The organism is Undibacterium sp. TC9W (assembly GCF_049339865.1).
Taxonomy (GTDB): domain Bacteria; phylum Pseudomonadota; class Gammaproteobacteria; order Burkholderiales; family Burkholderiaceae_D; genus Undibacterium.
In genome coordinates this window covers 280,918-303,553 of record NZ_JBMPPJ010000001.1, presented here as the reverse complement: position 1 = coordinate 303,553, position 22,636 = coordinate 280,918, and the positions used below count along the sequence as shown (strand labels likewise).

The 22,636-nt window shown below is 49.8% G+C and carries 17 protein-coding genes and 1 other RNA gene; 14 read left to right on the top strand and 4 right to left on the bottom strand.

Annotated features, from left to right (window positions below; translation table 11 throughout):
- Positions 1–52: 52 nt before the first annotated feature.
- Positions 53–946, bottom strand: a complete 894-nt coding sequence (locus tag ACO0LN_RS01385) for an alpha/beta fold hydrolase (protein WP_422970614.1) — start codon at positions 944–946, stop codon at positions 53–55.
- 145 nt (positions 947–1,091) lie between these two features.
- Here ACO0LN_RS01385 and ACO0LN_RS01380 point away from each other — a divergent pair, with 145 nt between their 5' ends.
- Entirely contained in the window at positions 1,092–2,807 is a 1,716-nt protein-coding gene (locus tag ACO0LN_RS01380) for an acyl-CoA synthetase (protein WP_422970613.1), read from the top strand.
- Positions 2,808–2,826: 19 nt separating this feature from the next.
- Here ACO0LN_RS01380 and ACO0LN_RS01375 read toward each other — a convergent pair whose 3' ends face one another.
- A complete protein-coding gene (locus tag ACO0LN_RS01375; protein WP_422970612.1) occupies positions 2,827–3,381 on the bottom strand; it encodes a flagella assembly protein FlgT middle domain-containing protein in 555 nt (184 codons plus the stop codon).
- A 199-nt stretch (positions 3,382–3,580) separates the two neighbouring features.
- Between ACO0LN_RS01375 and ACO0LN_RS01370 the strand changes: the two genes are divergently transcribed.
- On the top strand, positions 3,581–4,114 hold the full coding sequence (locus ACO0LN_RS01370) for a GNAT family N-acetyltransferase (RefSeq protein WP_422970611.1): 534 nt from the start codon (positions 3,581–3,583) through the stop codon (positions 4,112–4,114).
- A 107-nt stretch (positions 4,115–4,221) separates the two neighbouring features.
- A complete protein-coding gene (locus ACO0LN_RS01365; protein ID WP_422970610.1) occupies positions 4,222–4,842 on the top strand; it encodes a GIN domain-containing protein in 621 nt (206 codons plus the stop codon).
- On the opposite strand, the gene ACO0LN_RS01360 is transcribed toward ACO0LN_RS01365, so the two are convergent.
- Entirely contained in the window at positions 4,839–5,645 is an 807-nt protein-coding gene (locus ACO0LN_RS01360) for a ferritin-like domain-containing protein (protein WP_422970609.1), read from the bottom strand. The genes ACO0LN_RS01365 and ACO0LN_RS01360 overlap by 4 nt on opposite strands.
- A gap of 82 nt (positions 5,646–5,727) precedes the next feature.
- On the opposite strand from ACO0LN_RS01360, the gene ACO0LN_RS01355 reads away from it, so the two are divergent.
- The 7 genes from ACO0LN_RS01355 to ACO0LN_RS01325 all read left to right on the top strand — a co-directional run bounded on the left by ACO0LN_RS01355 (position 5,728) and on the right by ACO0LN_RS01325 (position 13,371).
- Positions 5,728–6,252, top strand: a complete 525-nt coding sequence (locus ACO0LN_RS01355; protein WP_422970608.1) for a gamma carbonic anhydrase family protein — start codon at positions 5,728–5,730, stop codon at positions 6,250–6,252.
- A 13-nt stretch (positions 6,253–6,265) separates the two neighbouring features.
- Positions 6,266–7,192, top strand: coding sequence for an Hsp33 family molecular chaperone HslO (gene hslO, locus ACO0LN_RS01350; RefSeq protein WP_422970607.1), 927 nt, complete (start codon positions 6,266–6,268; stop codon positions 7,190–7,192).
- A gap of 225 nt (positions 7,193–7,417) precedes the next feature.
- Positions 7,418–7,795 carry a DoxX family protein gene (locus ACO0LN_RS01345; protein WP_422970606.1) on the top strand — a complete coding sequence of 126 codons (378 nt, stop codon included), beginning with the start codon at positions 7,418–7,420 and terminating at the stop codon, positions 7,793–7,795.
- 86 nt (positions 7,796–7,881) lie between these two features.
- Positions 7,882–8,928 carry a MerR family transcriptional regulator gene (locus ACO0LN_RS01340; protein ID WP_422970605.1) on the top strand — a complete coding sequence of 349 codons (1,047 nt, stop codon included), beginning with the start codon at positions 7,882–7,884 and terminating at the stop codon, positions 8,926–8,928.
- Between the two features lie 11 nt (positions 8,929–8,939).
- Positions 8,940–10,253, top strand: coding sequence for an MFS transporter (locus ACO0LN_RS01335; protein WP_422970604.1), 1,314 nt, complete (start codon positions 8,940–8,942; stop codon positions 10,251–10,253).
- A 279-nt stretch (positions 10,254–10,532) separates the two neighbouring features.
- A complete protein-coding gene (locus ACO0LN_RS01330; protein WP_422970603.1) occupies positions 10,533–11,015 on the top strand; it encodes a cache domain-containing protein in 483 nt (160 codons plus the stop codon).
- A gap of 82 nt (positions 11,016–11,097) precedes the next feature.
- Entirely contained in the window at positions 11,098–13,371 is a 2,274-nt protein-coding gene (locus ACO0LN_RS01325) for an ATP-binding protein (RefSeq protein WP_422970602.1), read from the top strand.
- A 66-nt stretch (positions 13,372–13,437) separates the two neighbouring features.
- Here ACO0LN_RS01325 and ffs read toward each other — a convergent pair.
- Positions 13,438–13,536: signal recognition particle sRNA small type (gene ffs / locus ACO0LN_RS01320), an RNA gene on the bottom strand.
- A gap of 250 nt (positions 13,537–13,786) precedes the next feature.
- Between ffs and ACO0LN_RS01315 the strand changes: the two genes are divergently transcribed.
- The 4 genes from ACO0LN_RS01315 to ACO0LN_RS01300 all read left to right on the top strand — a co-directional run bounded on the left by ACO0LN_RS01315 (position 13,787) and on the right by ACO0LN_RS01300 (position 22,609).
- Entirely contained in the window at positions 13,787–14,695 is a 909-nt protein-coding gene (locus tag ACO0LN_RS01315) for an ABC transporter ATP-binding protein (protein ID WP_422970601.1), read from the top strand.
- Between the two features lie 9 nt (positions 14,696–14,704).
- Entirely contained in the window at positions 14,705–18,274 is a 3,570-nt protein-coding gene (locus ACO0LN_RS01310) for an ABC transporter permease/M1 family aminopeptidase (RefSeq protein ID WP_422970600.1), read from the top strand.
- A 298-nt stretch (positions 18,275–18,572) separates the two neighbouring features.
- A complete protein-coding gene (pepF, locus tag ACO0LN_RS01305; RefSeq protein WP_422970599.1) occupies positions 18,573–20,435 on the top strand; it encodes an oligoendopeptidase F in 1,863 nt (620 codons plus the stop codon).
- A gap of 119 nt (positions 20,436–20,554) precedes the next feature.
- Positions 20,555–22,609 carry a S46 family peptidase gene (locus ACO0LN_RS01300; RefSeq protein WP_422970598.1) on the top strand — a complete coding sequence of 685 codons (2,055 nt, stop codon included), beginning with the start codon at positions 20,555–20,557 and terminating at the stop codon, positions 22,607–22,609.
- Positions 22,610–22,636: the final 27 nt, after the last annotated feature.

The following is a 22,636-nucleotide window of genomic DNA, read 5'->3' as shown; positions in this document are numbered from 1 at the left end:
GCTTTTTCATTCTTGTAGCTAGGCAGCAAGGCTGGTTAAATCACTCCTTCAATCAGTCATTCAGCAAGAAAGCTTCTATCAATTCTGCCAATTTCTCTGGCTGGTCATGGTGCAGCATGTGCCCGGCATCGAAAATCATCTCTTTTTGCAGCTGCGGTATATGCTCCAGGCGCCTGTCTATTTCCAGGCGCGCTTCTTCTTTTGGCCCCATCCAGTGCCAGACATTGGTGTCATCTGCCTCCATCCACAATACTGGCGCAGTGATTTTTTGCCAACAAGCCATGACCTCTTCCACTCTGTATAAGAGCGGACTGGTTTGCTTGTGGGCAGGGTCACCCAAAATCTCCCAACAACCGGAGCTGGTTTCCCTGGCCCAATGGGCGGAAAGAAATGCCGCTCTTTCGTCCGACAGACGAGGGTTGGTTTTTTGCAAACGGGCGGCTACTTCTGCCTGCGAAGCATAAGTGCGCAGGCCAGCCTGGTTCTCCAGCTCATCCAGCCATTTCCTGTAGCGGCCAGGTGCCTGTTTGGGATGCGTCACTGGCATGCCAAAGCCTTCCAGATTAATAAACTTGCGCACGCGCTCTGGCCGCACACCTGCATACAGGCCAGCGACATTCGCGCCCATGCTATGGCCCAGCAGGTTCACGGGTTCATCCGGCGAGATATGCCTCAGCAGTGCATCAAGGTCACCCAGATAATCCGGGAACCAGTACGTATCTACCTTCGGTGACTCAGTCAATCCAAAGCCGCGCCAGTCAGGTGCAATCACTTGCCAGTCTTGTTTCAGGCAATCGACGACAAACTGGAAAGACGCAGACACATCCATCCAGCCATGCAACATGATGATCTTGGGTGCATCTTCTCGCCCCCAACTGCGCACATGGTATTGCAGGCCACGGATATCAAGAAAGGACGTACGTGAAGGCTTGAATAGAGTATTCATAAGAATTTAATATTTTTCATCTGGAAATACGGGCAAACGCCAGCCTGTACAGCGCATTATCAAGTAGCATGATACTAATGCCCGAGGGCACTTGCAGCACAAGCACATAATAGCACGACCGTTCGATTATTATAACGGAGACAGGATGAAGCAGTTGAACAAACTCAAAGACAAGACAGTAAACGATACAAAAGTAGGTCATGTAGATCATTATGATCAGCTTTATCAGGAATTCAGATGGGATGTACCCAGCAATTTCAATATCGCAGAAGCCTGTTGTCACCGCTGGGCAGTAAAGCACAAGCATGCAAAGAAAACTGCCATCCTGTATGAAGATAGCGAAGGCAATAGCCGCCGCCTGACTTATCAGCAACTACACGAACAAGCCAACCAGCTTGCCAATCTGTTGTTGCAGGAAGGCATACAGCGTGGTGATGTGATAGCCTGCATCTTGCCTCAAAGGCCAGAAACCGCCATTACCATCATTGCTTGCCTGCAAATTGGCGCCATCGTCATGCCTTTGTCTTTCCTGTTCGGGCCAGAGGCGCTGGAATACCGGCTGCAACATAGCCAGTCTATCGCCGTCATTCTGGACGGCAGCGGCATCAAGGCATTTGAAGAAATCCGCAGCCGCTGTCCCGACCTGAAAACCGTCATTACCGTGGATTGCGATACCAGCGACGACATGCCCCCGTGTATAGACTGGGAAACCCATGTACCCAACATGCCTGTCACTGCCCGCATTGCCGACACCCGCTCCAGCGATCCGGCCATACTGATTTACACCAGCGGCACTACCGGTGCGCCCAAAGGCGCGCTGCTACCGCATTCTGCCATTATCGGTAACCTGACCGGCTTTGTGGCATCGCAAAACTGGTTCCCGCAAGACGAAGATGTATTCTGGTCACCGGCTGACTGGGCCTGGACTGGCGGTTTGATGGATGCCTTGTTACCCACCCTGTATTTTGGCAAACCCATTGTCGGTTATCAGGGTCGTTTTACTGCAGAGACTGCCTACTACTTACTGGAAAAATACCAGGTCACGAACACTTTCCTGTTCCCTACCGCCTTGAAGATGATGATGAGGGCAGAGCCCAAGCCCAGGAAGAAATACAAACTAGCCCTGCGCGCCATCATGACTGCGGGCGAGGCTGTGGGTGACGCAGTCTTTAACTGGTGTGAAAAAGCACTGCATATCACACCAAATGAAATGTTTGGCCAGACTGAAATGAACTACATCGTCGGCAATAGCCATCAATTGTGGCCAGCCAAACCTGGCAGTATGGGGCGACCTTATCCCGGACACAGGGTAGCTGTCATTGATGACGACGGCAATGAAGTGACGGACGGTGAAACAGGTGAAGTTGCCATGAGCCGCTATGATGCCTATGGCCATCTTGACCCTGTGTTCTTCATGGGTTACTGGAAAAACGACACGGCTACCCGCAATAAATTCACTGGTGACTGGTGCAGGACTGGCGATCTGGCCACCCGCGATGCCGATGGCTACCTTTGGTATCAGGGCCGGGCAGACGATATGTTCAAGGCCGCAGGTTATCGCATAGGCCCTTCAGAAATCGAGAATTGTCTGGTCAAGCACGCAGCAGTGGCAAACGTCGCTGTCGTGCCGAAGCCGGACAAAGAACGTGGCAACCTGGTCAAGGCGTATGTGGTGTTGAGCCAGGGGTTTCAGGGTGACAATGCACTGATCAAGGAATTGCAAGAACACGTGCGCGGCAAACTCGCACCCTATGAATATCCAAAAGAGATAGAATTTATCGACGCCTTGCCTATGACTACGACCGGTAAAATACAGCGACGCATATTACGGCTGCGTGAAGAAGAGCGTGCAGAAAAATAGGTTTGCCAAGAATTAGTGATCAGTGCTGCGCCATCACCGTGGCACTGACCAGACTCGCAACCTGGTCCAGCATGTCGCTGATAGTCTTGCCATACAGGGTGCTATTGAAGGCTAAACCATCGAAGACATGCTCACGTCCTATACTCACATTACCCGCAACGGCATTTGAGAATTCCTGCTGAGCCAGCAGTTGGCCAGTACTTGCGTCATAAATGCGCACATCCAATTCTATGGCACGGGTTCTTTTTTGCGTCAGACCAAACAGGTTGGTATCTATCTTGGTACCGGCATTGCGTATCTCACCCGATACGATGTAACGGCTGGCATAAGTGCGCCCCAGTTGCTGCAAAAGATTCACTGGCGGCACATCCTGCTGCCAGTCAAACGACAATAAATCAGGTGAGGTGCGTACCTGCACTTGTCGTTCACGCATGAGCCTGCGAGCAATCGCTTTAGGGAAGCCCTGTGAAGCATCATCAATATCGAGCACCTGCACAGGCTTGTTAACCGCAAAGCCTGTCAATACCAGGGCCTTATTGGACGGCAAATTAGGCGGCAAACCGGGATCGGTCATTTGTGCGATGGAGTGCGTAGAAAAGAATACGCCGAGGAAAATTAACGCGATCCGGTTTACCATTGAGCCGATTGATCTTATGAGTGCTGTCATGACATTCTTCAATGCAAGTGGTTTATCTTGATTACGACAGTAACAGCAACAACTTTAAGCATCCATTACAATCCTTCATTCACCAACCAGCTTTGACACCATCTCCATGAGTTCATCTCTGATCATTACGCTAGTCAAATCCGACGATGCAGCTGCCGTACTCGCATTTGAAAAAGAAAACCGCGACCATTTTGAAGAATGGATAGCCAGCCGTGGCAATGACTTTTATTGTCTGCCAGAAGTGCGCTCCAGCCTGGAGCAGGCACAATACCTGGCCAGCGCCAATCGTGAATATCACTATCTGGCATGGATAGAGAATGAAGTCGTTGGCCGCATCACCCTGCGTGGCGTTGAACAAGATCAATACCACAAGGCTTTCCTGGGTTACCGCTTCAGCAAACGGCATGGAGGCCATGGCTACGCGACTGCTGCAGTCAATGCCGTCGTCAAGCAGGCATTTGAAGAACTCAAACTCAACCGGATTGAAGCGACCGTCATCATCGACAACCTGCCATCCCAGGCCATCATGCGCAAATGTGGCTTCAGCGAGTATGGTCACTCGCATGCTTCGGTCTTTCGCAATGGTGTATGGCTGGATATGCTGCACTATGAAAAGCTGAACACGGTGCGCCCGGCCTGAATGACGGCTCATCCCCAGAATTTTGCAGTTCATCGCAAAGCGTGGGCAGGCAAGAACAAAATTGGCAATACTGGCACCAATGCAAACACCTTTCATTGGAGAAAACCATGCGCCACATCTTGTTGATAGCTGCCCTGCTGCTGAGTTCTACTGCTTTTGCCGATGAGCAAACCCGTAACCTGCCCGCCTTCAAGTCCATCAAGACCCGCAGTGCCTTCAGCCTGGTGGTGGAAGTTGGCAAACCCCAGTCGGTACAAGTCAAGGGCAATGAAAGGTTTGTCAATAACGTCATTACTGAAGTCATTGGTGACGAACTGGTCATTTCTTACAAAGAAAAAAATTCCTTTAAGGTCAGTGACAATTCCCAGGTCATTATCAGCATCCCTGAGATGAGCCGGTTCAAGATGGAAGGTGCAGGTAAGACCATCTTGAACAATCTTTCTGGACCCCACTTTGCCTTGTATTACGAAGGTGCAGGCATGCTGGTGGCGAATGGCAAGGTCAAATCATTTATCCTGCGTGCCGAAGGTGTAGGCCTGGTAGAAACCAAAGACTTAATTGCTGAGCAGGTAGATGCTCACATAGAAGGCATAGGCTCGGTATCAGTCAATGCACGCGAGAGCCTGAATGCATCAGTACAAGGCATAGGCAGCCTGACTTATTATGGCCACCCACGCAATGTCAGCAAATCTGTGGAAGGTATAGGCTCGGTGCGTGCCGGGGATTAAATATTTGCCGCTGCCTGCAGGGCACGCAATTCATCTTCATCAAACCCTGCTGCTCTCCTGCCTTCCAGGTTAAAAGGCCCCCGCACTGGCGGGGCCTTGTATTTTCGGGTCATCTCGGCATATGTCGAAATGATATCCAGACCCTGCTCAGCACACAGCTTCTTGTACCAGAAATTGCCGATGGCAACGTGGCCAATTTCATCATGCAGGATAATCGCCAGAATATCGGCAGCAGCCTGGTCACCTGCCTGTGCCAGCTTGGCCATGACGGCAGGCGTCGCATCCAGGCCGCGTGCTTCCAGCGTGCGCGGCACCAGGGCAAGGCGAGCCAATAGATCACCCTTGGTTTTCTCTGCCATTTCCCACATGCTGTTATGCGCGGGGAAGTCGCCATAAGCAAAACCCTGGGTATGCAGATGCCCGACCAGTAACTGGAAGTGATAGGCCTCTTCCTTGGCCACTTTCAGCCAGTCCAGGTAAAACTGCACGGGCATGCCGGCAAAACGCCAGATGATGTCTGCCGCCAGATTAACTGCATTCAATTCTATGTGCGCCAGTGCGTGAATCAGCACCGCCCTGCCTTCTACTGTATTCATGGCACGACGGCCTACCTTACCCGGCGGCACCAGTTCTGGCCTGTTCAGGCGACCAGGTATTCCTTCTGGCTCAGCAAAAACTGAGGAGACATCGAGTAACGCCTCCTTGAGAATTGCATGAATAGCCTCACATTTACGTTGAGGATCTGGTTCCAGTACCGCAGCCAATGCGCATGCTCTTAACTCATTAATAACTTTATCTTTCATATACTTGTGAAGCCAGGCAAGTAAGCCCGCAGGGGTTTACAATACTGCTTTAGCTAAAAAAGCGTCATTTTACGGAATAACCATGCCCATTTACCAATTCGGTGACCTAGTACCTGAAATTGATGCATCCGCCTATATTGCCGACAGTGCCAACATCATAGGCAAAGTCAAAATAGAAGCCAATGCCAGCATCTGGTTTGACGTCACCATACGCGGCGACAATGAATTGATTACCATCAGTGAAAACAGCAATGTACAGGAAGGCAGCATTTTACATACTGATCCTGGCTATCCCATGGTGATAGGCAAAAATGTGACTGTCGGCCATCAGGCCATGCTACATGGCTGCACTGTTGGTGATGGCTCATTGATAGGCATACAGGCGGTAGTGCTGAATGGTGCAAAGATAGGCAAAAACTGTCTGGTTGGTGCCGGTGCACTGGTCACGGAAGGCAAGGAATTCCCAGACAACTCCCTCATCATAGGCTCGCCCGCCAAAGTAGTCAGGACACTGGGCGAAGCCGATATTGTAGGTCTTCAGCGCAATGCCGACACTTACGTAAAACGCGGACAAGCCTTTAAAACACAACTGAAACGCATAGACTGATTTAACGATAACAATGACTGATACCCTACAAAAATTCATGTTCGAACATGCTGGTGTACGTGGCGAAATGGTCGAACTGACCCACACCTGGCAACAAACTCTGGCACGCAAGACTTATCCGGCTGCGGTACAAACCATACTTGGTGAATTGATGGCCGCGTCTGCCCTGCTGTCCGCCAACCTGAAGTTTGACGGCACCATGATCATGCAAATCCATGGCGATGGCCCGGTCAAATTGCTGGTCGTGGAATGTGATGCAGAACTGAAAATGCGTGCCACTGCCAAACTCAGCGAGCATGCCGATATCGCAGATGACGCCAGCCTGGCTGACCTGATCCATTCCCATGGTAAAGGTCGTTTTGTGATTACGCTCGACCCTAACAATAAATTGCCAGGCCAGCAAGCTTACCAGGGCATCGTGCCGCTGGATGGTGACAGCATTGCAACTGTCATAGAAAACTATATGCAGCGCTCTGAGCAACTCGACACCAAGCTGTGGCTGGCAGCAGACGATCAGGTCGCACGTGGCATGCTGCTGCAAAAGCTGCCAAAAACCGGTGGTGCTGAAGCCCAGGTGGAAGATGAAACCGAAGCCTGGAACCACGCCGTCATGCTGGGTGACACTTTAAAACGCCCTGAATTGCTCAGCACAGGCATAGACATACTCTTGCACCGCCTGTTCTGGGAAGAAACCATACGCGTATTCGATCCTCTGCATCCGCAGTTCCAGTGCAACTGCACCCGTGAAAAAGTCGGCGACATGCTCAGAATGCTGGGTGAAGAAGAAATCCAGTCTGCCATAGCGGATCTTGGCACGCTGGATATCAATTGCGATTTCTGCGGCAAGCACTATGGCTTCGACAAGGTGGATTGCGCGCAGTTGTTCGTTGCCAGCACACTGACTGAAGGTACGCTCACCGCGCCTGAAATCAAGCATTAATGTGTATTGGTCTATTGATCCATTGGTCTGGTGACGGCGCGTCGCCAGACTATCTCCATCTCAATCCCAGCTTGAATTCATCACTCTGCATGAGTGTTTGATCACATAAGCCAATTTCCAATTTGATTTTCTGCCATTGTCGAAAGCTCATTATTTCGGAGACTTTCCATGATTCAACAATGGTATAAATTTAATCAAGCAAATCCAGCAAACCAGCACCGCGGCATGGATATCGTACGAATAGGTGTCGCACTGATTATTTTGATGCACCCACTGCATGGCTACACCCACCTGGCAAATATTCCCAAATTTGGCGAGTTCCTGGCTGAACTTGGCTACCCTTTTGGCACTGCCCTGGCATGGCTGGTCTTGCTGGTGCAAACTGCCAGCAGCCTGGCATTGCTGGCTAATCGTTTGGTCGTCCCTGCGTGCATCGGCCACATCATTGTTGTTTGCTTTGGATTGCTCCATGTTCACTCCCAATATGGCTGGTATGTTGTCGGCCCTGGTCAAGGTGGCATGGAATGGGGCTTTATCCTGCTGACCAGTTTGCTGGGTGTCATGTGGGCATATTGGCCACAACAATACAAAAAAGACAAATAAATCAGGTAATAAAAATATTTTCAAAAAACCTTTGACCCTGACATTAGGTGAGGCTTTATAGTCTCCCTCATTGAAGGAGATCAGGTATGTTATTGAAAATCGGTGAACTGGCCAGCCGCACTGGCCTGACCATACGCACACTGCATCACTACGACAAAATTGGCTTGCTCAAGCCATCTGCGCGCTCAGAGGCAGGGTATCGCCTCTACGACAGATCAGATATTAAACGCCTGCATCACATACAAGCCCTGCGTCGCCTGGATTTATCGCTGGCAGAAGTGGGCGATGTCATCAACGGAGCTGGTAGTGATTTGCACTATGTCATAGACGAACAGATTTCTGGCCTGGATCAGCAGATAGCCCAGAGCATGGAGTTACGCGACAGACTGCAACAATTGTCTGGCGTGCTGAAAGCCAAAAGCGAACCCAATCTGGAATATTGGCTTTCGACGCTGGAAATGATGAGTTTGATAGGCAAGTACTTCAGCCGAGATGAGATTTTGCACATGCGTGAACTAGAGCTACAGGCAAAAAGCAAGCTTGAAACGCATATGTCGCCCCTTATCCAGGCAGCCAGGAGCTTGCTGGATCAAAAAACCTCACCGCTTGATCCTTTGGCCAAGCAATTGGCCAGGGAATGGGTGCTAGCCATGAGCCAGATCATGCCTGATCCCAGATTACTCAGCAAATTCACTTTGATGCACAGAAAAGAACCTTCACTGCAGTCATTAAGCGGTGTCGATGATGAGATGATGGACTTTATCACCCAGGCATCAGTAGAGGTCAGGTACGACATTTACAGGAAACACCTGAGTGAAGAAGAACTGAAGTATTTCCGTCACTCCTTTTTTAAAAATGCCGAATCCTGGACCCGGGTCTTTTCTGAAGTGAGACAGAAAATGGCCCTGAACCTGCCACCCGAACACCCGGACGTGCAAGCCATTTTAATCAAGTGGCGCACCCTGTTCATGGACGCCTGGGGTAACCATCTGCCCACCATGCTCAAGGTCAGGAGCATCCATGAAAAAGAGCCCGAGCTAAGTATAGGAGGCGGATTGACGCCATCCATCATTGCCTACGCTCGCCAGGGATTGGCAATTCTCGAAAAGAATTACCCCATGAAGCAGAAATGAAGGAAAACAGTATGAACGAAATAAACAAGAATACAGCCGACAGCAAGCCCAAGGGCATATTCAAGGACAGCAATTTCCTCTGGATGATAGGCGGCGGCGCGATCTCCATGCTGGGTGACCAATTTACTTTAATCGCCCTGCCCTGGCTTGTCCTGAAGATGACTGGTGACACCCTGATACTCGGCATCGTGCTGGCATTGATCAGCGTGCCGCGCGCGTTATTGATATTACTAGGTGGAGCAGTGGTCGATCGCTACTCGCCCAAGACTGTGATGATGCAAACCAAATACATCAATACGCTGCTGCTGGGAATATTAAGTGCCCTGATTTTTTACGGCAAGCTGGAATTATGGATGGTCTATGCGCTGGCCCTGGGTTTGGGTATATCGACAGCCTTCAGCATACCTTCAGGTACATCGATGTTGCCGCGTGTCGTACAGCCATCGCAATTGCAGCCAGCAAATGGCATCATGCTGGGCATGCGTCAGTTGACCATGTTCATCGGCCCGGTACTGGCGGGCCTGTTGATCGCCCTGTTTGGTACGCAAGAAAGTGGCATGGTCCATGATGCGCAAGGCCTGGCAGCAGCATTTTTCTTTGACTGTTTTACCTATGCTTTTTCAGCCTGGACGCTGAGCAAGGTCAGGATGAATGAAGGCATGCCAAAATCACCTGGCGCAACACCTGCAGCACAAAAACCGGCACTGCTTAAGTCTCTCGCAGAAGGTTTGCGTTATTGCTGGAATGAGAAACAACTGCGTAGCTGCTTTATCTATTGGGCGGCAATCGCTTTCTTTATCATGGGGCCGATACAGATTGCCCTACCGGTGATGGCAAACCAGCTCAGCAATAGTGCCAGCGCACTGGGCTTACTGGCAGGCTCACACGGTGCGGGCACCTTATTGGGAATGGCACTGGCAGGCATGAAGCCCAATCTGCGCTTTGGCAACCTTGGCCGCACTATTCTGCTGGTCGATTTTCTGGTCGGCATTCTGTTTGCCCCCATGGGCCTGATCAGCGCAAGCTGGCAAGGGGCCCTGATTTTGTTAAGCGTGGGTATACTCGGTGGTTTCCTGCATGTGGCCGTATTTACCTGGGTACAAAAACAGGTACCGCCTCATATGATAGGCCGCGCCATGAGCATGTTCATGTTTATCTTCATGGGCATAGGGCCGGTCTCGGCTGCTTTCACAGGCTGGCTGCTGCGTGGCATCACGATTCCGCAATTGTTCATGGGCAGTGGCGGCTTGCTGATCCTGATCGTCATTACTGCAACACAGTTCAGCCCTATCGCCACCGTAACTGACAAAAGGGCTGCTGCCTAGTACATCACCAACACCAGGCAGTCCGGCACTGGCGCGCATATCATCATGCGCGCCCGGTCGCCTCGACGCTGGCAAAATAGCAATCAAATCCCGCTCATGCATGACCCCTTATCCTGGCCTGCATGCACTTTCTGAAAAACAACGATTTCACTGTTAAATCGAGTTAATTTAAGCAACAATTAACTTTTATTTGAACTATGCTTGCCCGCTTTAACCCTATGATACAAAATCGGATACCAGTTATATCTCTTCAGATGCTGCCAGAACAAGGAGACCAGCATGAAAAGAACTTGCTACGCTTTGGTTCTGAGTTTACTTATCAGCGTCCCACTTCAGGCGATAGCTGTAGAGAGAAGCACAGAAGCTGAAGCTCTGGCCCTGATACAAAAAGCGCAGGAATATATCAAGACTTACGGCGTAGATAAGGCCGTTATCGAATTTAACCGGCTGGACAGCCCCTTCAACTCTGTCAGTGAAATCAATAAAAAAGGTGACCTTTACCTTTACACCCTGGACCAGAAGGGATATCAGTCTGTGCATGGCAAAAACCCCAAGATTGTTGGCAAAGTCATGCTCGACATGCGTGACCAGGATGGTGTTTTCCTGATCAGGGAAATGGTAGAGAAATGTTTCTCCAAAGGGAAAGGATGGGTGAATTATCGCTGGCCCAATCCTGTCACCAGGGATCTGGAAAAGAAAAAAGGCTATGTTGAAAGAGTTCCCGGACAGGATTTTTGCCTGGGGACCGGGGTATACTATTGATGTACGTGACACCAATAGCTTGTCAGATGCAACGGTGCCTGCGAAACAATCAAAGAATATTTATACAGAGACAAGGACAGATATGGCAGTACCGGCTGAACGATCCAGGTTTGCTGGTGTCATTTTCCTGTTGCTTGCAGGTTTGGCAATTGTTGCAATTATTATGCAAACCTGGTGGGCCATCTCGCAAGACCGCAATGTCACATTCAAATCTGAATATGAAAATGGTCTGGTGACTGTCCGTTTGCTGGAAGAACATGCTACCCAGACCTTGCGCGAGGCAGATGGCAACCTGAGCACGGTCATCAGTGCCATACAATCCATGAGCCGCGAACAAGAGCTTAATGACGACATCATCCGTGAATTGATTACCAAGGCACAGCCCTTCAACAAGGTATTGAAAGCATTGCAGTACGTTAATCCTTCGGGCAAAGCTTTTGTCAGCACCATAGACTATCCAGCCTTTCAGGTTGACGCTGACGAGAGAACTTACATTCCCGTATTGCTGAAACATCCTGAAATCCGGCATGCCGTGATCGGCCATCCTTTTCAGCGTTTTTACGATACCGAACTCGTCGTCCCCATTGCCCGCAACCTGTTTGCAGACAATGGCAAGCATCTTGGCATTATCAGTACCGACATCAGTGTGTCCTATTTCAGCTCTGTGTATGCCAGGGTTGCCAAAGACAGCAAGGCCATGGTCTCTTTATTTACTGAAGATGGCACTGTCATTGTCCGCTTCCCATTTGATAAAGAATATGTGGGTAAAGAAGTCGGGCAATCGCCGCTGATCAAGGACATGCTCAGGCAGGCTGTTGAAGGTAATTTTATGGACAGCCAGTTTCTTGACGAAAAAAACCAAATAGAGCGCCTTTATACTTATCGCAAAATTGCTGGCTTCCCTATCGTTTCTGTGTTTGCACGTGACAGTGATTCCATTCTGGCTGCCTGGCGTGACCGCACCCGTGACCGTATCGTGTTTTCAGGGGCCACAATATTATTATTGAGTACGCTGACATTTTTACTATGGCTGCACATACGCCGCCTGCACCGCTCCGAAGATTCATTGAAAAAATCGGAGATGTCGCTGCGCATGAGCGAAAACAAATTCGTCAATTTATTCAAGTATTCCCCGGTCCCGCTCGCCCTGATCAGTCTCAGCAATGACAGGTTTGTAGAAATCAACGACAGCCTCGTCAGACAGGCTGGCTATAGCCTCAGCGAAATCCTCGGCAAAACGCCACAAGAATTGCAACTGTGGGAAGATATTTCCTTACGATCTACCTACCTGAAATTACTCAATGAACAGGGTTTTGTCGATCAATTTGAAATGCGCTTTCGCTACAAGGACGGCAGTGTAGCGACTTGCCTGTTGTCTTCACGCTTGCTGGAATCTGATGGCGACAGGATGGTTATTTTTACGCCCATCGATATCAGCCGCATGCGCGCCATGGAAAATGACATGCGACAGTTGAATGCTGAACTTGAAGAACGCGTCAGGCAACGCACCTACAGTCTGGAAAAAACCAATGAAGAATTGGGAAATGCGCTCGACAGTCTGACTACCATGCAGGATGAGTTGATACGCTCTGAAAAAATGGCTGCGCTGGGCTCACTGGTGGCAGGCATAGCTCACGAGCTGAATACACCTATAGGCAATAGCGTTACCGTCGCCTCCACCATGCAAGACCATGCGGCCAGCATGGAGAACGAATTATCCAACAGCCAGCCACGCCGCTCCATCCTCACACAATTGACGCAGGAAACCATCAAAGGCGCCAATATCCTGGTACGCAGTCTCGACCGTGCTGCACAGTTGATACTCAGCTTCAAGCAGGTTGCAGTAGATCAGTCCGGTAATCAAAGACGGCGTTTTGACCTGAGTAACACACTCAGCGAAATCCTGACCACTCTGGAACCCATGTATAGCAGGAGCAAGCATCAATTGCACATAGACCTGGCACCGGAAGTCACTATGGAAAGCTACCCAGGCGCACTGGCGCAAATTCTGACCAACTCTATCACGAACTCACTGACACACGCCTTTGAACACTGCGAGCATGGCAATATGTACCTGAAGACCCGCCTGGCCGGAGCCAATCAGGTAGAAATCATCTTCAGCGATGACGGTGCGGGTATTTCAGCGGAACATTTGGCGCGTGTATTTGATCCCTTCTTTACGACAAAACTAGGGAAAGGTGGCTCAGGTCTGGGCATGCACATCGTCTATAACCTGGTGACTGATGTGCTGGGAGGGAAAATCGAACTTCAAAGCGTGCCTGGCCAGGGAACAAGCTTGAACTTGTTGCTTCCATTAATTGCGCCTGTCAAGCAAACAGACCGATTTGCGGCATGAACAGCAAAAATCCATGGATGCAAAACTCATGGTGACGAAAATAAGATGGGGGATGTAAAACTGGAAGTTGGCGAGCCTGATCTGCGGCACTTGCGGGAAATGACTGTGGCTGCTTCGTTCCCGACCTGACCAGATTGGCCATGCCGCAATGCGCAGGGGCCCGCCAACCCATATTATATCGCATCAAGCGCAAACTTGCAGCACCCAGGTTCATTTTGACTTAAGCGGCCGAACCAGTGGGCAAACTCCCCTGCCCTGTTTCAATGATTAAATGATTCAAGCCGCAATTCTTCATTTCCATCCCCGGCTGGCCCCGTTTCATCGCATCCTTCCATTTGCCCATTCCATTTACATAAGATATCTGTGCCCGCGCCCGTTGCGCATGGATTAGTTCAATTACACCAAGGACAAAAGCATGGAACTTCGCATACAGCAGCTATCAAAACAATACAGTAATGGTGTCCAAGCACTTAATGATATCAACCTGACCATACCTGCTGGCATGTTTGGTTTACTAGGGCCAAACGGCGCAGGCAAATCAACCCTGATGCGCACATTGGCGACCTTGCAGGATGCCGATGCGGGTACTGCAATGCTGGACAATATCAATATACATGAACAAAAAGATCATATCCGCCGCCTGCTGGGTTACCTGCCGCAGGATTTCGGGCTCTATCCCAAGGTCAGCGCCTATGACTTGCTGGATCACTTCGCCGTCCTCAAGGGACTTGATCAGCGCAAGCAGCGTAAAGAGGCAGTCGAGGCCTTATTGCATCAAACCAATCTCTACAATGTCAGGAGCAAGCACCTCGGCGGATTTTCTGGTGGCATGCGCCAGCGTTTTGGCATAGCCCAGGCCCTGCTTGGCGATCCTAAACTGATCATCGTCGATGAACCCACTGCAGGCCTGGATCCAGAAGAACGGGTACGTTTCCACAATTTGCTAGCTGACATAGGCACAGAAAAAATCGTCATCCTTTCTACCCACATCGTCGAAGACGTTGCAGACCTATGCAATAACATGGCTGTTATCAACAAGGGGCGAGTCATACTGACCGGACAGCCACTTTCCCTGGTAGCACAGATACAGGGAAAAATCTGGAAACGCTTTATAGAAAAACGCGAACTCGCCGACTGCCAGAAAAAATACCAACTAATCTCCAGCCGCCTGACCTCAGGCCGCACACTCATCCATGTATATGCAGATGAAAAACCGGGCCATGAATTTGAAGCGGCTGCTGGCAACCTGGAAGATGTCTATTTCTCTGCGATGGCCGGTTTGCTGGCGAGCCAAGCGACATCGCCAGTTCAACGCACAGCCTGAGGAGTCATCATGTTAGCGATACTCATGTTCGAGCTGCGCCAGAAGTCGCGTAGTCTTTCTACTTACGTTTATTTTCTGGTTTTTTTCAGTCTGGCCCTGCTATGGATGGCGGCTGCCGGTGGCGTCTTTCCCGGTGTTTCCATAGGCTTTGGCGGCAAGGTCAATGTCAATGCACCGGTGGCAGTTTTCCAGAGCATCACCTTTCTTGGTTATCTTGGCATCAGCACAGTCGCGGCCTTGATGGGACAGGCGACGCATCAGGACATAGAACATCATACCTGGCATTTTTTCTATAGTGCGCCCATCAGCAAATTCCAATATCTTGCGGGCCGCTTTTCAGGTGCCTTGCTGACTTCCATCATCATCTTTTCTGGTCTTGGCCTGGGCGCATGGCTGGGTTGCTATCTGCCGGGTCTGGAGGCCGTCAGACTGGGGCCAGTACAAGCCCTGTCTTATCTGATGCCGTATCTGTATGCGATCTTGCCAAACTTTATTATTTTTGGTGGCATTTTTTTTACCCTGGGGGCACTCACCCGCCGCATGATGCCGGTGTATGTATCCAGCGTGCTGTTGATTATCGGCTACCTGGTCGCCCGCTCATTGCGGGCTGATCTGGATAACAAGACCATGGCCGCCCTGCTTGATCCTTTCGGATCTTCTGCCATCAGCATGGTGACTGAATACTGGAGCATCGCCGACAAGAATACCCGGCAGATTACGCTGGATGGTGTATTCCTGATTAACCGCCTGATCTGGCTGGTTCTTGGCTTCGCCAGTCTGGCGCTATGCTACTGGCGCTTTCAATTCGCTACCGTCAATACGGCTGGCAAACAAAAGAAGGATCAGGCCACAGCTACCCTTGTCATTATCCAGCCGCAAAAAGTCACGCCGAATTTCGCCAACAGCCGCAACTGGAAACTGCTGTACGCCGAAAGCATGCTGAATTTGCGCGAGTCAGTCAAAAACGTGTATTTCATCGTCATGCTATTGGCAGGCGTCTTGTTCATGTTCGCGGTTTCCAGTTCCATCACCAAGATGTTTGGCACGCCCACTTATCCCGTGACGTATGCTGTACTCGAAATTCTCAGTGGCAGCTTTGGGATATTCATGCTTGCCATTACCACTTTTTACGCTGGTGAACTGGTATGGCGCGAACGGGATGCACGTATTGCGCAATTGCTTGATGCACTGCCCATACCCAATTACCTGCCTTTCACTGCAAAACTGATTGCACTGATCGTTTTGCAAGACATCATGCTGTTTGTGCTGATGGCGTGCGGCATCCTGATACAGACGGTAAAGGGCTACACCAATTATGAGCTGACCCAGTATCTGCAACAATTGTTCCTGATGCAGTGGCCGGACTATGCCTTGCTGGCAGTGCTTGCGATTTCCTTGCAAGCCATTGTCAATCACAAATACCTGGCTTACTTTTTGATCGTACTGTATTACGCAGCCACAATAGCCCTGCCTGCACTGGGTATCGAACATCCGATGTTCCGCTATGGAATCACGACAGCATTCACCTATTCAGACATGAATGGCTATGGTCACATGCTGGCTCTTTCGCGCTGGTATCTGGCTTATTGGACAGGGGCCGCCCTGATACTGGTCAGCCTGTCACTGATGATGTGGGTACGCGGCACGACTACTAATTTCCGCCTGCGTTTGCGTTCTGCGAAACAGGCTTTCAAAGGCGGCAATGTCATTTTGCTCGCGTCTGGCAGTTGCATCTTTGTGTTGACTGGCGCCGCGATCTTTTATTTCACTAACGTTCTCAATACTTACCAAAACCAGTTTGCACAACAGACTGACAATGCCCAGTATGAAAAACGCTATAAACAATATGCCAGCCAGGCACAGCCACGTATCAGTGACGTCAAACTGAACGTTGATCTTTATCCTGAAACCCGTAGCGCCCATATCAAAGGCAACTATCAATTAATCAACCGCAGCAAGCAGGCGATACAGGAAATATTTATCACGCAAAAAGAAGATATCGATATTATCAAGATGGAGTTTGATCTTGCCAGTGAAAAAAATATCGCCGATGGCAAGCTAGGGTTCCATAGCTACAAATTGAAAAAACCGCTGGCAGAGGGCGAGAAACTGACGCTCAATTTTGAGCTCAACATCAAACCCAAAAACTTCCTGGGCATGAGCCAGGGCAGCTACCTTTATTACAATGGCAGCTTCTTCAATAGCACACTCTTACCCCATATAGGCTATCAGGCTGCGCTGGAACTGCAGGAAGATAAAGCCAGGCGCGAGCAGGGCTTGCCTGAAAAAGAAAGAATGGCTGAAACCGATGATCCCAAGGCATTGGAAAACAGCTATATCGCCAATGACGCTGACTGGATCAACTTTGATGCGGTGGTGTCAACCTCGGCAGATCAGATGGCCGTTGCGCCTGGCACCTTAAAGCGCCAGTGGCAAGAACATGGGCGTAATTATTATCAATACGTGCCTGAACAACCTATCTTGAATTTTTATGCGTTCCTGTCAGGTCGTTATGAAGTAAAAAAAGCGCAATGGCATGACATTCCTATAGAAATCGATTACCACAAAGGGCATGAATACAATCTGGACCGCATGGTAAAGGGCGTACAAAAATCGCTGGACTACTACACCCAGAATTTTGGCCCTTACCAGCATAAACTGGTCCGTATCATTGAGTTTCCCCGATATGCGAGATTTGCCCAGGCTTTCCCTAACACCATACCATTTTCAGAAAGCATAGGTTTCATTGCCCGCGTCGATGACAATAATCCCAAAGAAGTGGATTACCCCTTCTATGTGACCGCACATGAAGTCTCCCATCAATGGTGGGCACATCAGGTCATCTCGGGTAACAGCAAGGGTGGCACAGTGCTGGTAGAAACCCTGGCGCAGTATTCCGCATTGATGGTCATGAAGCATACCTATGGTGATGCAACCATGCGCCGCTTCCTGCAGTTTGAGCTGGACAGGTATCTACAGGGTCGCAGTCAGGAGAGGAAAAAAGAATTGCCGCTGGCACGCAATGAAAATCAAGACTATATCCACTATGCCAAAGGCAGCCTGGCCATGTATTTGCTGCAAGACCAGATCGGTGAGGACAAAGTCAATCAGGCCCTGCGGCTGGTCATTGCACGCCATGCCAACAAGGGTGCGCCTTACCCTAGCAGCACGGCACTGACCAGGGCATTGCGCGAAGTCACACCGACTGAGCAGCAATATGTGATTGATGACCTGTTTGACTCCATCACCCTGTATGAAAACCGCGCGATTTCAGCTGTTGCCCATACCTTGCCTGACGGGCAGTATGAAGTGACGCTCAAAGTCACCAGCAATAAACTCAAGGCAGATGAACTGGGTGTGGAAAAAGAAGTTCCCTTGAAAGACTGGATGGATATAGGCATAGATGACAAAGACGGCAAACCCTTGCTGCGTCAGCGTCAGCTCATCAATCAAAAAGAAATGGTGTTCAAGCTCGTCGTCAAGGACTTGCCCGCCAAGGCAGGCATAGATCCAGACATTAAATATGTAGATCGCAAACCAGATGACAATCTGATCAAGGTAGAGTTAGTGAGCAAATAATTTCCACTCATCTGCACGGGAAGGCGAGCCAGAGTTCGCCTTCCCGTGCGTGCGTGTATCACATGATTTCTTGTCGTCCGGAATAAAAGTAATAATTTAATAATTAAATATTGGACTTATGGTAAATATATTTCCAATTTTGCTTTTCAATTGTGAACTTTCAGACCAGAATATGGCCTCAAGTGCAGGGCTAATATGACCATACTGAAAAGTACTAATGTCAAATAAACAATAAGCCGCCACCCTGCATTTGTTGCACATCTATTAATCCAAAAAAATCCACACTGGACCATTAACCATGCATAAACATCTTGTTCGCAACTTGTTCGCTGTTGCATTGACCTTACCCAGCTTCGCCTTTGCTGCTCATCCCAGCGAGACCGAAGCAGACCGCTGGAATTTAAATGATATGTATCAGAGCAAGGCAGACTGGGACAAGGATGCCGTCATGCTGGAAGTGCAGCTAAAACAGTTTCAAACCTGTAGTGGTCATCTGGCTGACAATATCGCCCGCTTCAAGACTTGCCTGGATTTGAACGCTGATTTATCCAAACGCTATGCAAAACTGGCCAGCTATGCATTCCAGTTCCGCGATCAGGATACGGGTGACAATGCTGGCATGGACCTGGGCCAACGCTCAGATATTCTGGGTAGCAAGGTTGAAGAAGCCACCTCTTTCCTGCGCCCGGAAATTCTGAGCATAGGCGCAAAAAAAATCCAGGCATTCCAGGCCAAAGAGAAAGGCTTGAAGATTTATGCCCACCAGCTTGATGACATCTTGCGCTCAGGTGCTCACACCCTGGACAAAAAGGGCGAAGAACTTATCGCCACTTTTGGCATGGCGACCAACACTGCCAGCGCTGTCTATTCGACTTTATCCAACGCAGAAATGCCCTGGCCCAAAGTCAAACTATCGACAGGTGAAGAAGTACGCATAGACCAGGCTGCCTATACCAAATACCGTGCTGCACCCAACCGTGCTGACCGCCAACTGGTGTTTGATGCATTCTGGGGCAAATGGAAAGAGTTTGAACGCAGCTATGGCGTGACCTTCTACGAACAGTTAAAACGTGACTCGGCCTACGCCAAGATACGCAATTATCCGGATTCGCTAACACAGGCGCTGGATAACAATAAGTTGCCACGCGAAGTGTATGACACACTGGTAACGCAAACTCGTGCCAACCTCCCTACCCTGCACCGCTATTTCAAACTGCGCGCCAAACTGCTCGGTGTAAAAGACCTGCGTTATTTCGACATTTATCCGCCGCTGGTGTCTGGCGATTTTAAATATCCTATCAAGGATGGCGTCAGACTGATGCTGGAGTCAGTCAAGCCGCTGGGTGATGACTATGCCAAGGCCATGGCAAAAGCCACGACTGAACGCTGGATGGATGTTTACCCGCGTCCACGCAAACGCTCGGGTGCCTATATGAATGGCGCTGCCTATGATATTCATCCTTACCTGCTGTTGAACTACAACGATGATTATGAGTCTGTCTCGACCCTGGGCCATGAATGGGGTCATGCCATGCATTCTTATCTGGCCAATAAACATCAGCCATTCATCAGTGCGGACTACCCTACCTTCACGGCAGAAATTGCTTCGACCACTAATGAAGTCTTCCTGCTTGACCATATGCTGAAAATCGCCAAAAGCGATGACGAGCGCCTGCTCTACCTGGGCTCGGCGCTGGAAAACCTGCGCGGCACTTTCTTCCGTCAGGCCATGTTTGCAGACTTTGAACGTGAAGTACATGCCAAGGTCGATAAAGGCGAATCCCTGACGGGTGAAGCACTGTCGAAAATCTATGGCGACATCCTGAAAAGCTATCATGGCGACAAAGAAGGTGTCATGAAGATAGACGATACCTATGCTGTGGAATGGGCATATATCCCGCATTTCTATAACCGCTTCTATGTATTCCAGTACGCTACATCCATCGCTGCAGGTTCGATGTTTGCTGACGAAATCCTCAAGGGCCAAACTGGTGCCAGGGATAAATACCTGAACATATTGAAAGCGGGCGGCTCTGCCTATCCTTATGAACTGGTCAAGAGCGCGGGTGTGGATCTGGCCTCACCTGCCCCATATCAGGCGGTGTTTGCACGCATGAATAAAATCATGGATCAGATTGAAGCAATACAGGCAAAACGCTAATACAATAAGCAAATCTATCAGAAGCTGATTCAACAATGAATGAGTTTCTGAACATGAAAAAACCCTGCCTCCCGCCCCCCTGGCGAGAGGCAATTTATTTTCAAAGTAATGGAAAAAAGATGCAAAAGAAATTCTTGTTGCTGAGCCTGGCATTGCCGGCGCTGTCGATGGCCGCAGAAGGCATGTGGACACTGGACAATTTACCCGGCACCAGACTGCAAGCGGAATATGGTTTCAAACCTACGGCAGAATGGGTCAGGAATACCATGCTGAGCTCAGTCAAACTACCCGGTTGCTCTGGCTCTTTCGTCTCCAAAGATGGTCTGGTCATGACCAATCATCATTGTGCCTCAGGCTGCATAGAGCAATTATCGACTGCCAAACAAAATTATGTAGAAAACGGCTTCCTGGCAAAAAAACGGGAAGAAGAACAAGTATGCCCAGCGCTGGAATTAAACCGCCTGGAAGATATCAGTGATGTGACAGACGACGTCAAAAAAGCCACTGCAGGCCTGGAAGGCACAGAATTCAAACAGGCACAAAATGCCATACACGCCAAATTGACTTCCGCCTGCGTGGGTGAAGACAAGGAAAAAACCCGTTGCGACATCGTCGATCTTTATCATGGTGGCCGCTACCATCTGTATAAATACCACCGCTATGCCGATACCCGCCTGGTATGGGCACCAGAAAAATCCATCGCTTTTTTTGGTGGCGACCCGGACAATTTCAATTTCCCGCGCTATGACCTCGATATCACCATGTTGCGGGTGTATGAAAATGGCAAACCTGTTGAAATCAAAAATTTTTTCCCCTTCAGTAAAACCGGGCCACAAGAAGGTGAAATGACATTTATCACGGGTCATCCTGGTTCTACGCAGCGCCAACTGACAATGGCGCAACTGAACAGCCTGCGCGATATTGGTTTGATCGACAGACTGCAGCATCTGGCAGAATTGCGCGGTGTGCTCACGCAATACCGTAAAACCAGTCCGGAAGCAGCGCGCACTGCCGATCATCTGTTATTCGGTACAGAAAACAGCTACAAAGCTGGCGTGGGCAGATTAAAAACCCTGCTGGACCCGGAATTCACCGCCCGCAAACAAGCTGAAGAAACCGCATTGCGTCAGTTTGTCGATGCCAGGCCTGAACTCAAGGCAAAAGTCGGTGGCGCCTGGGATGCCATCGCCAAGGCGCAGGAGAACTATCGCCAACTACACAGAATCTCCAGCATGACCGAAGGTGCCGAAGCGTTTTCCAGTGATTATTTCCGCATAGCCCGCTATCTTGTCCGCACGGCAGATGAGAAGATCAAAAGCAATGCCGAGCGCCTGCCGGAATTTACCGAAAACCGTTTGCCTGGTATCCAGCAAATGGTATTTTCAAAAGCACCAATTTATCCCGAGTTTGAAAAAGTCAAACTTGCGCATTCGCTGACCAAGATGCGTGAAGACCTGGGTAGCAATCATGCCTTCGTCAAACAGGTACTGGGGAAACTCTCGCCTGAACAACTGACAGAAAAACTGGTCAGTAAAACCCGTCTGGCTGATATTGAATACCGCAAGACTTTATGGAATGGCGGCAAGGAAGCCATCATCCAGTCTGATGACCCGTTCATCAAACTGGCGCTGGCCGTCGATGCGGATTCTCGTAGCGCACGCAAGCGCATGGAAGAGGAAGTGCAATCCGTCGTGCAAAAAAATGCTGAACTGATTGCACAAGCTCGCTTTTTGCAGACAGGCACCAGCGTTTACCCGGACGCCACAGGCACCCTGCGCCTGTCTTATGGCGAGGTAAAAAGCTGGCAAGCCGGTGAGCAGGCCATTAAACCCTTCACCAATTTTGCTGGTGCTTTCGAACACGAAACCGGAGCCTACCCTTTTGCCCTGCCAACATCCTGGCATGCAGCGAAAAACAAGTTGAACCTTCAACAGTCTTACAATTTCGTAACCAATAATGACATCATAGGCGGCAATTCAGGCAGCCCTGTCATTAACAAAAATGGCGAAATTGTCGGTCTGGTCTTTGATGGCAATATCCATTCCCTAGGCGGAGCGTTCTGGTTTGATGAACGCAGCAACCGCAGTGTCGCCGTGCATAGCGGTGGCATACTGGAAGCCATGGATAAAATTTACCACGCCCAGGACTTGCTGAAGGAGTTGAGCGGCAAATAAGGCAATCCTGGAAATCCCTGTAGCCAC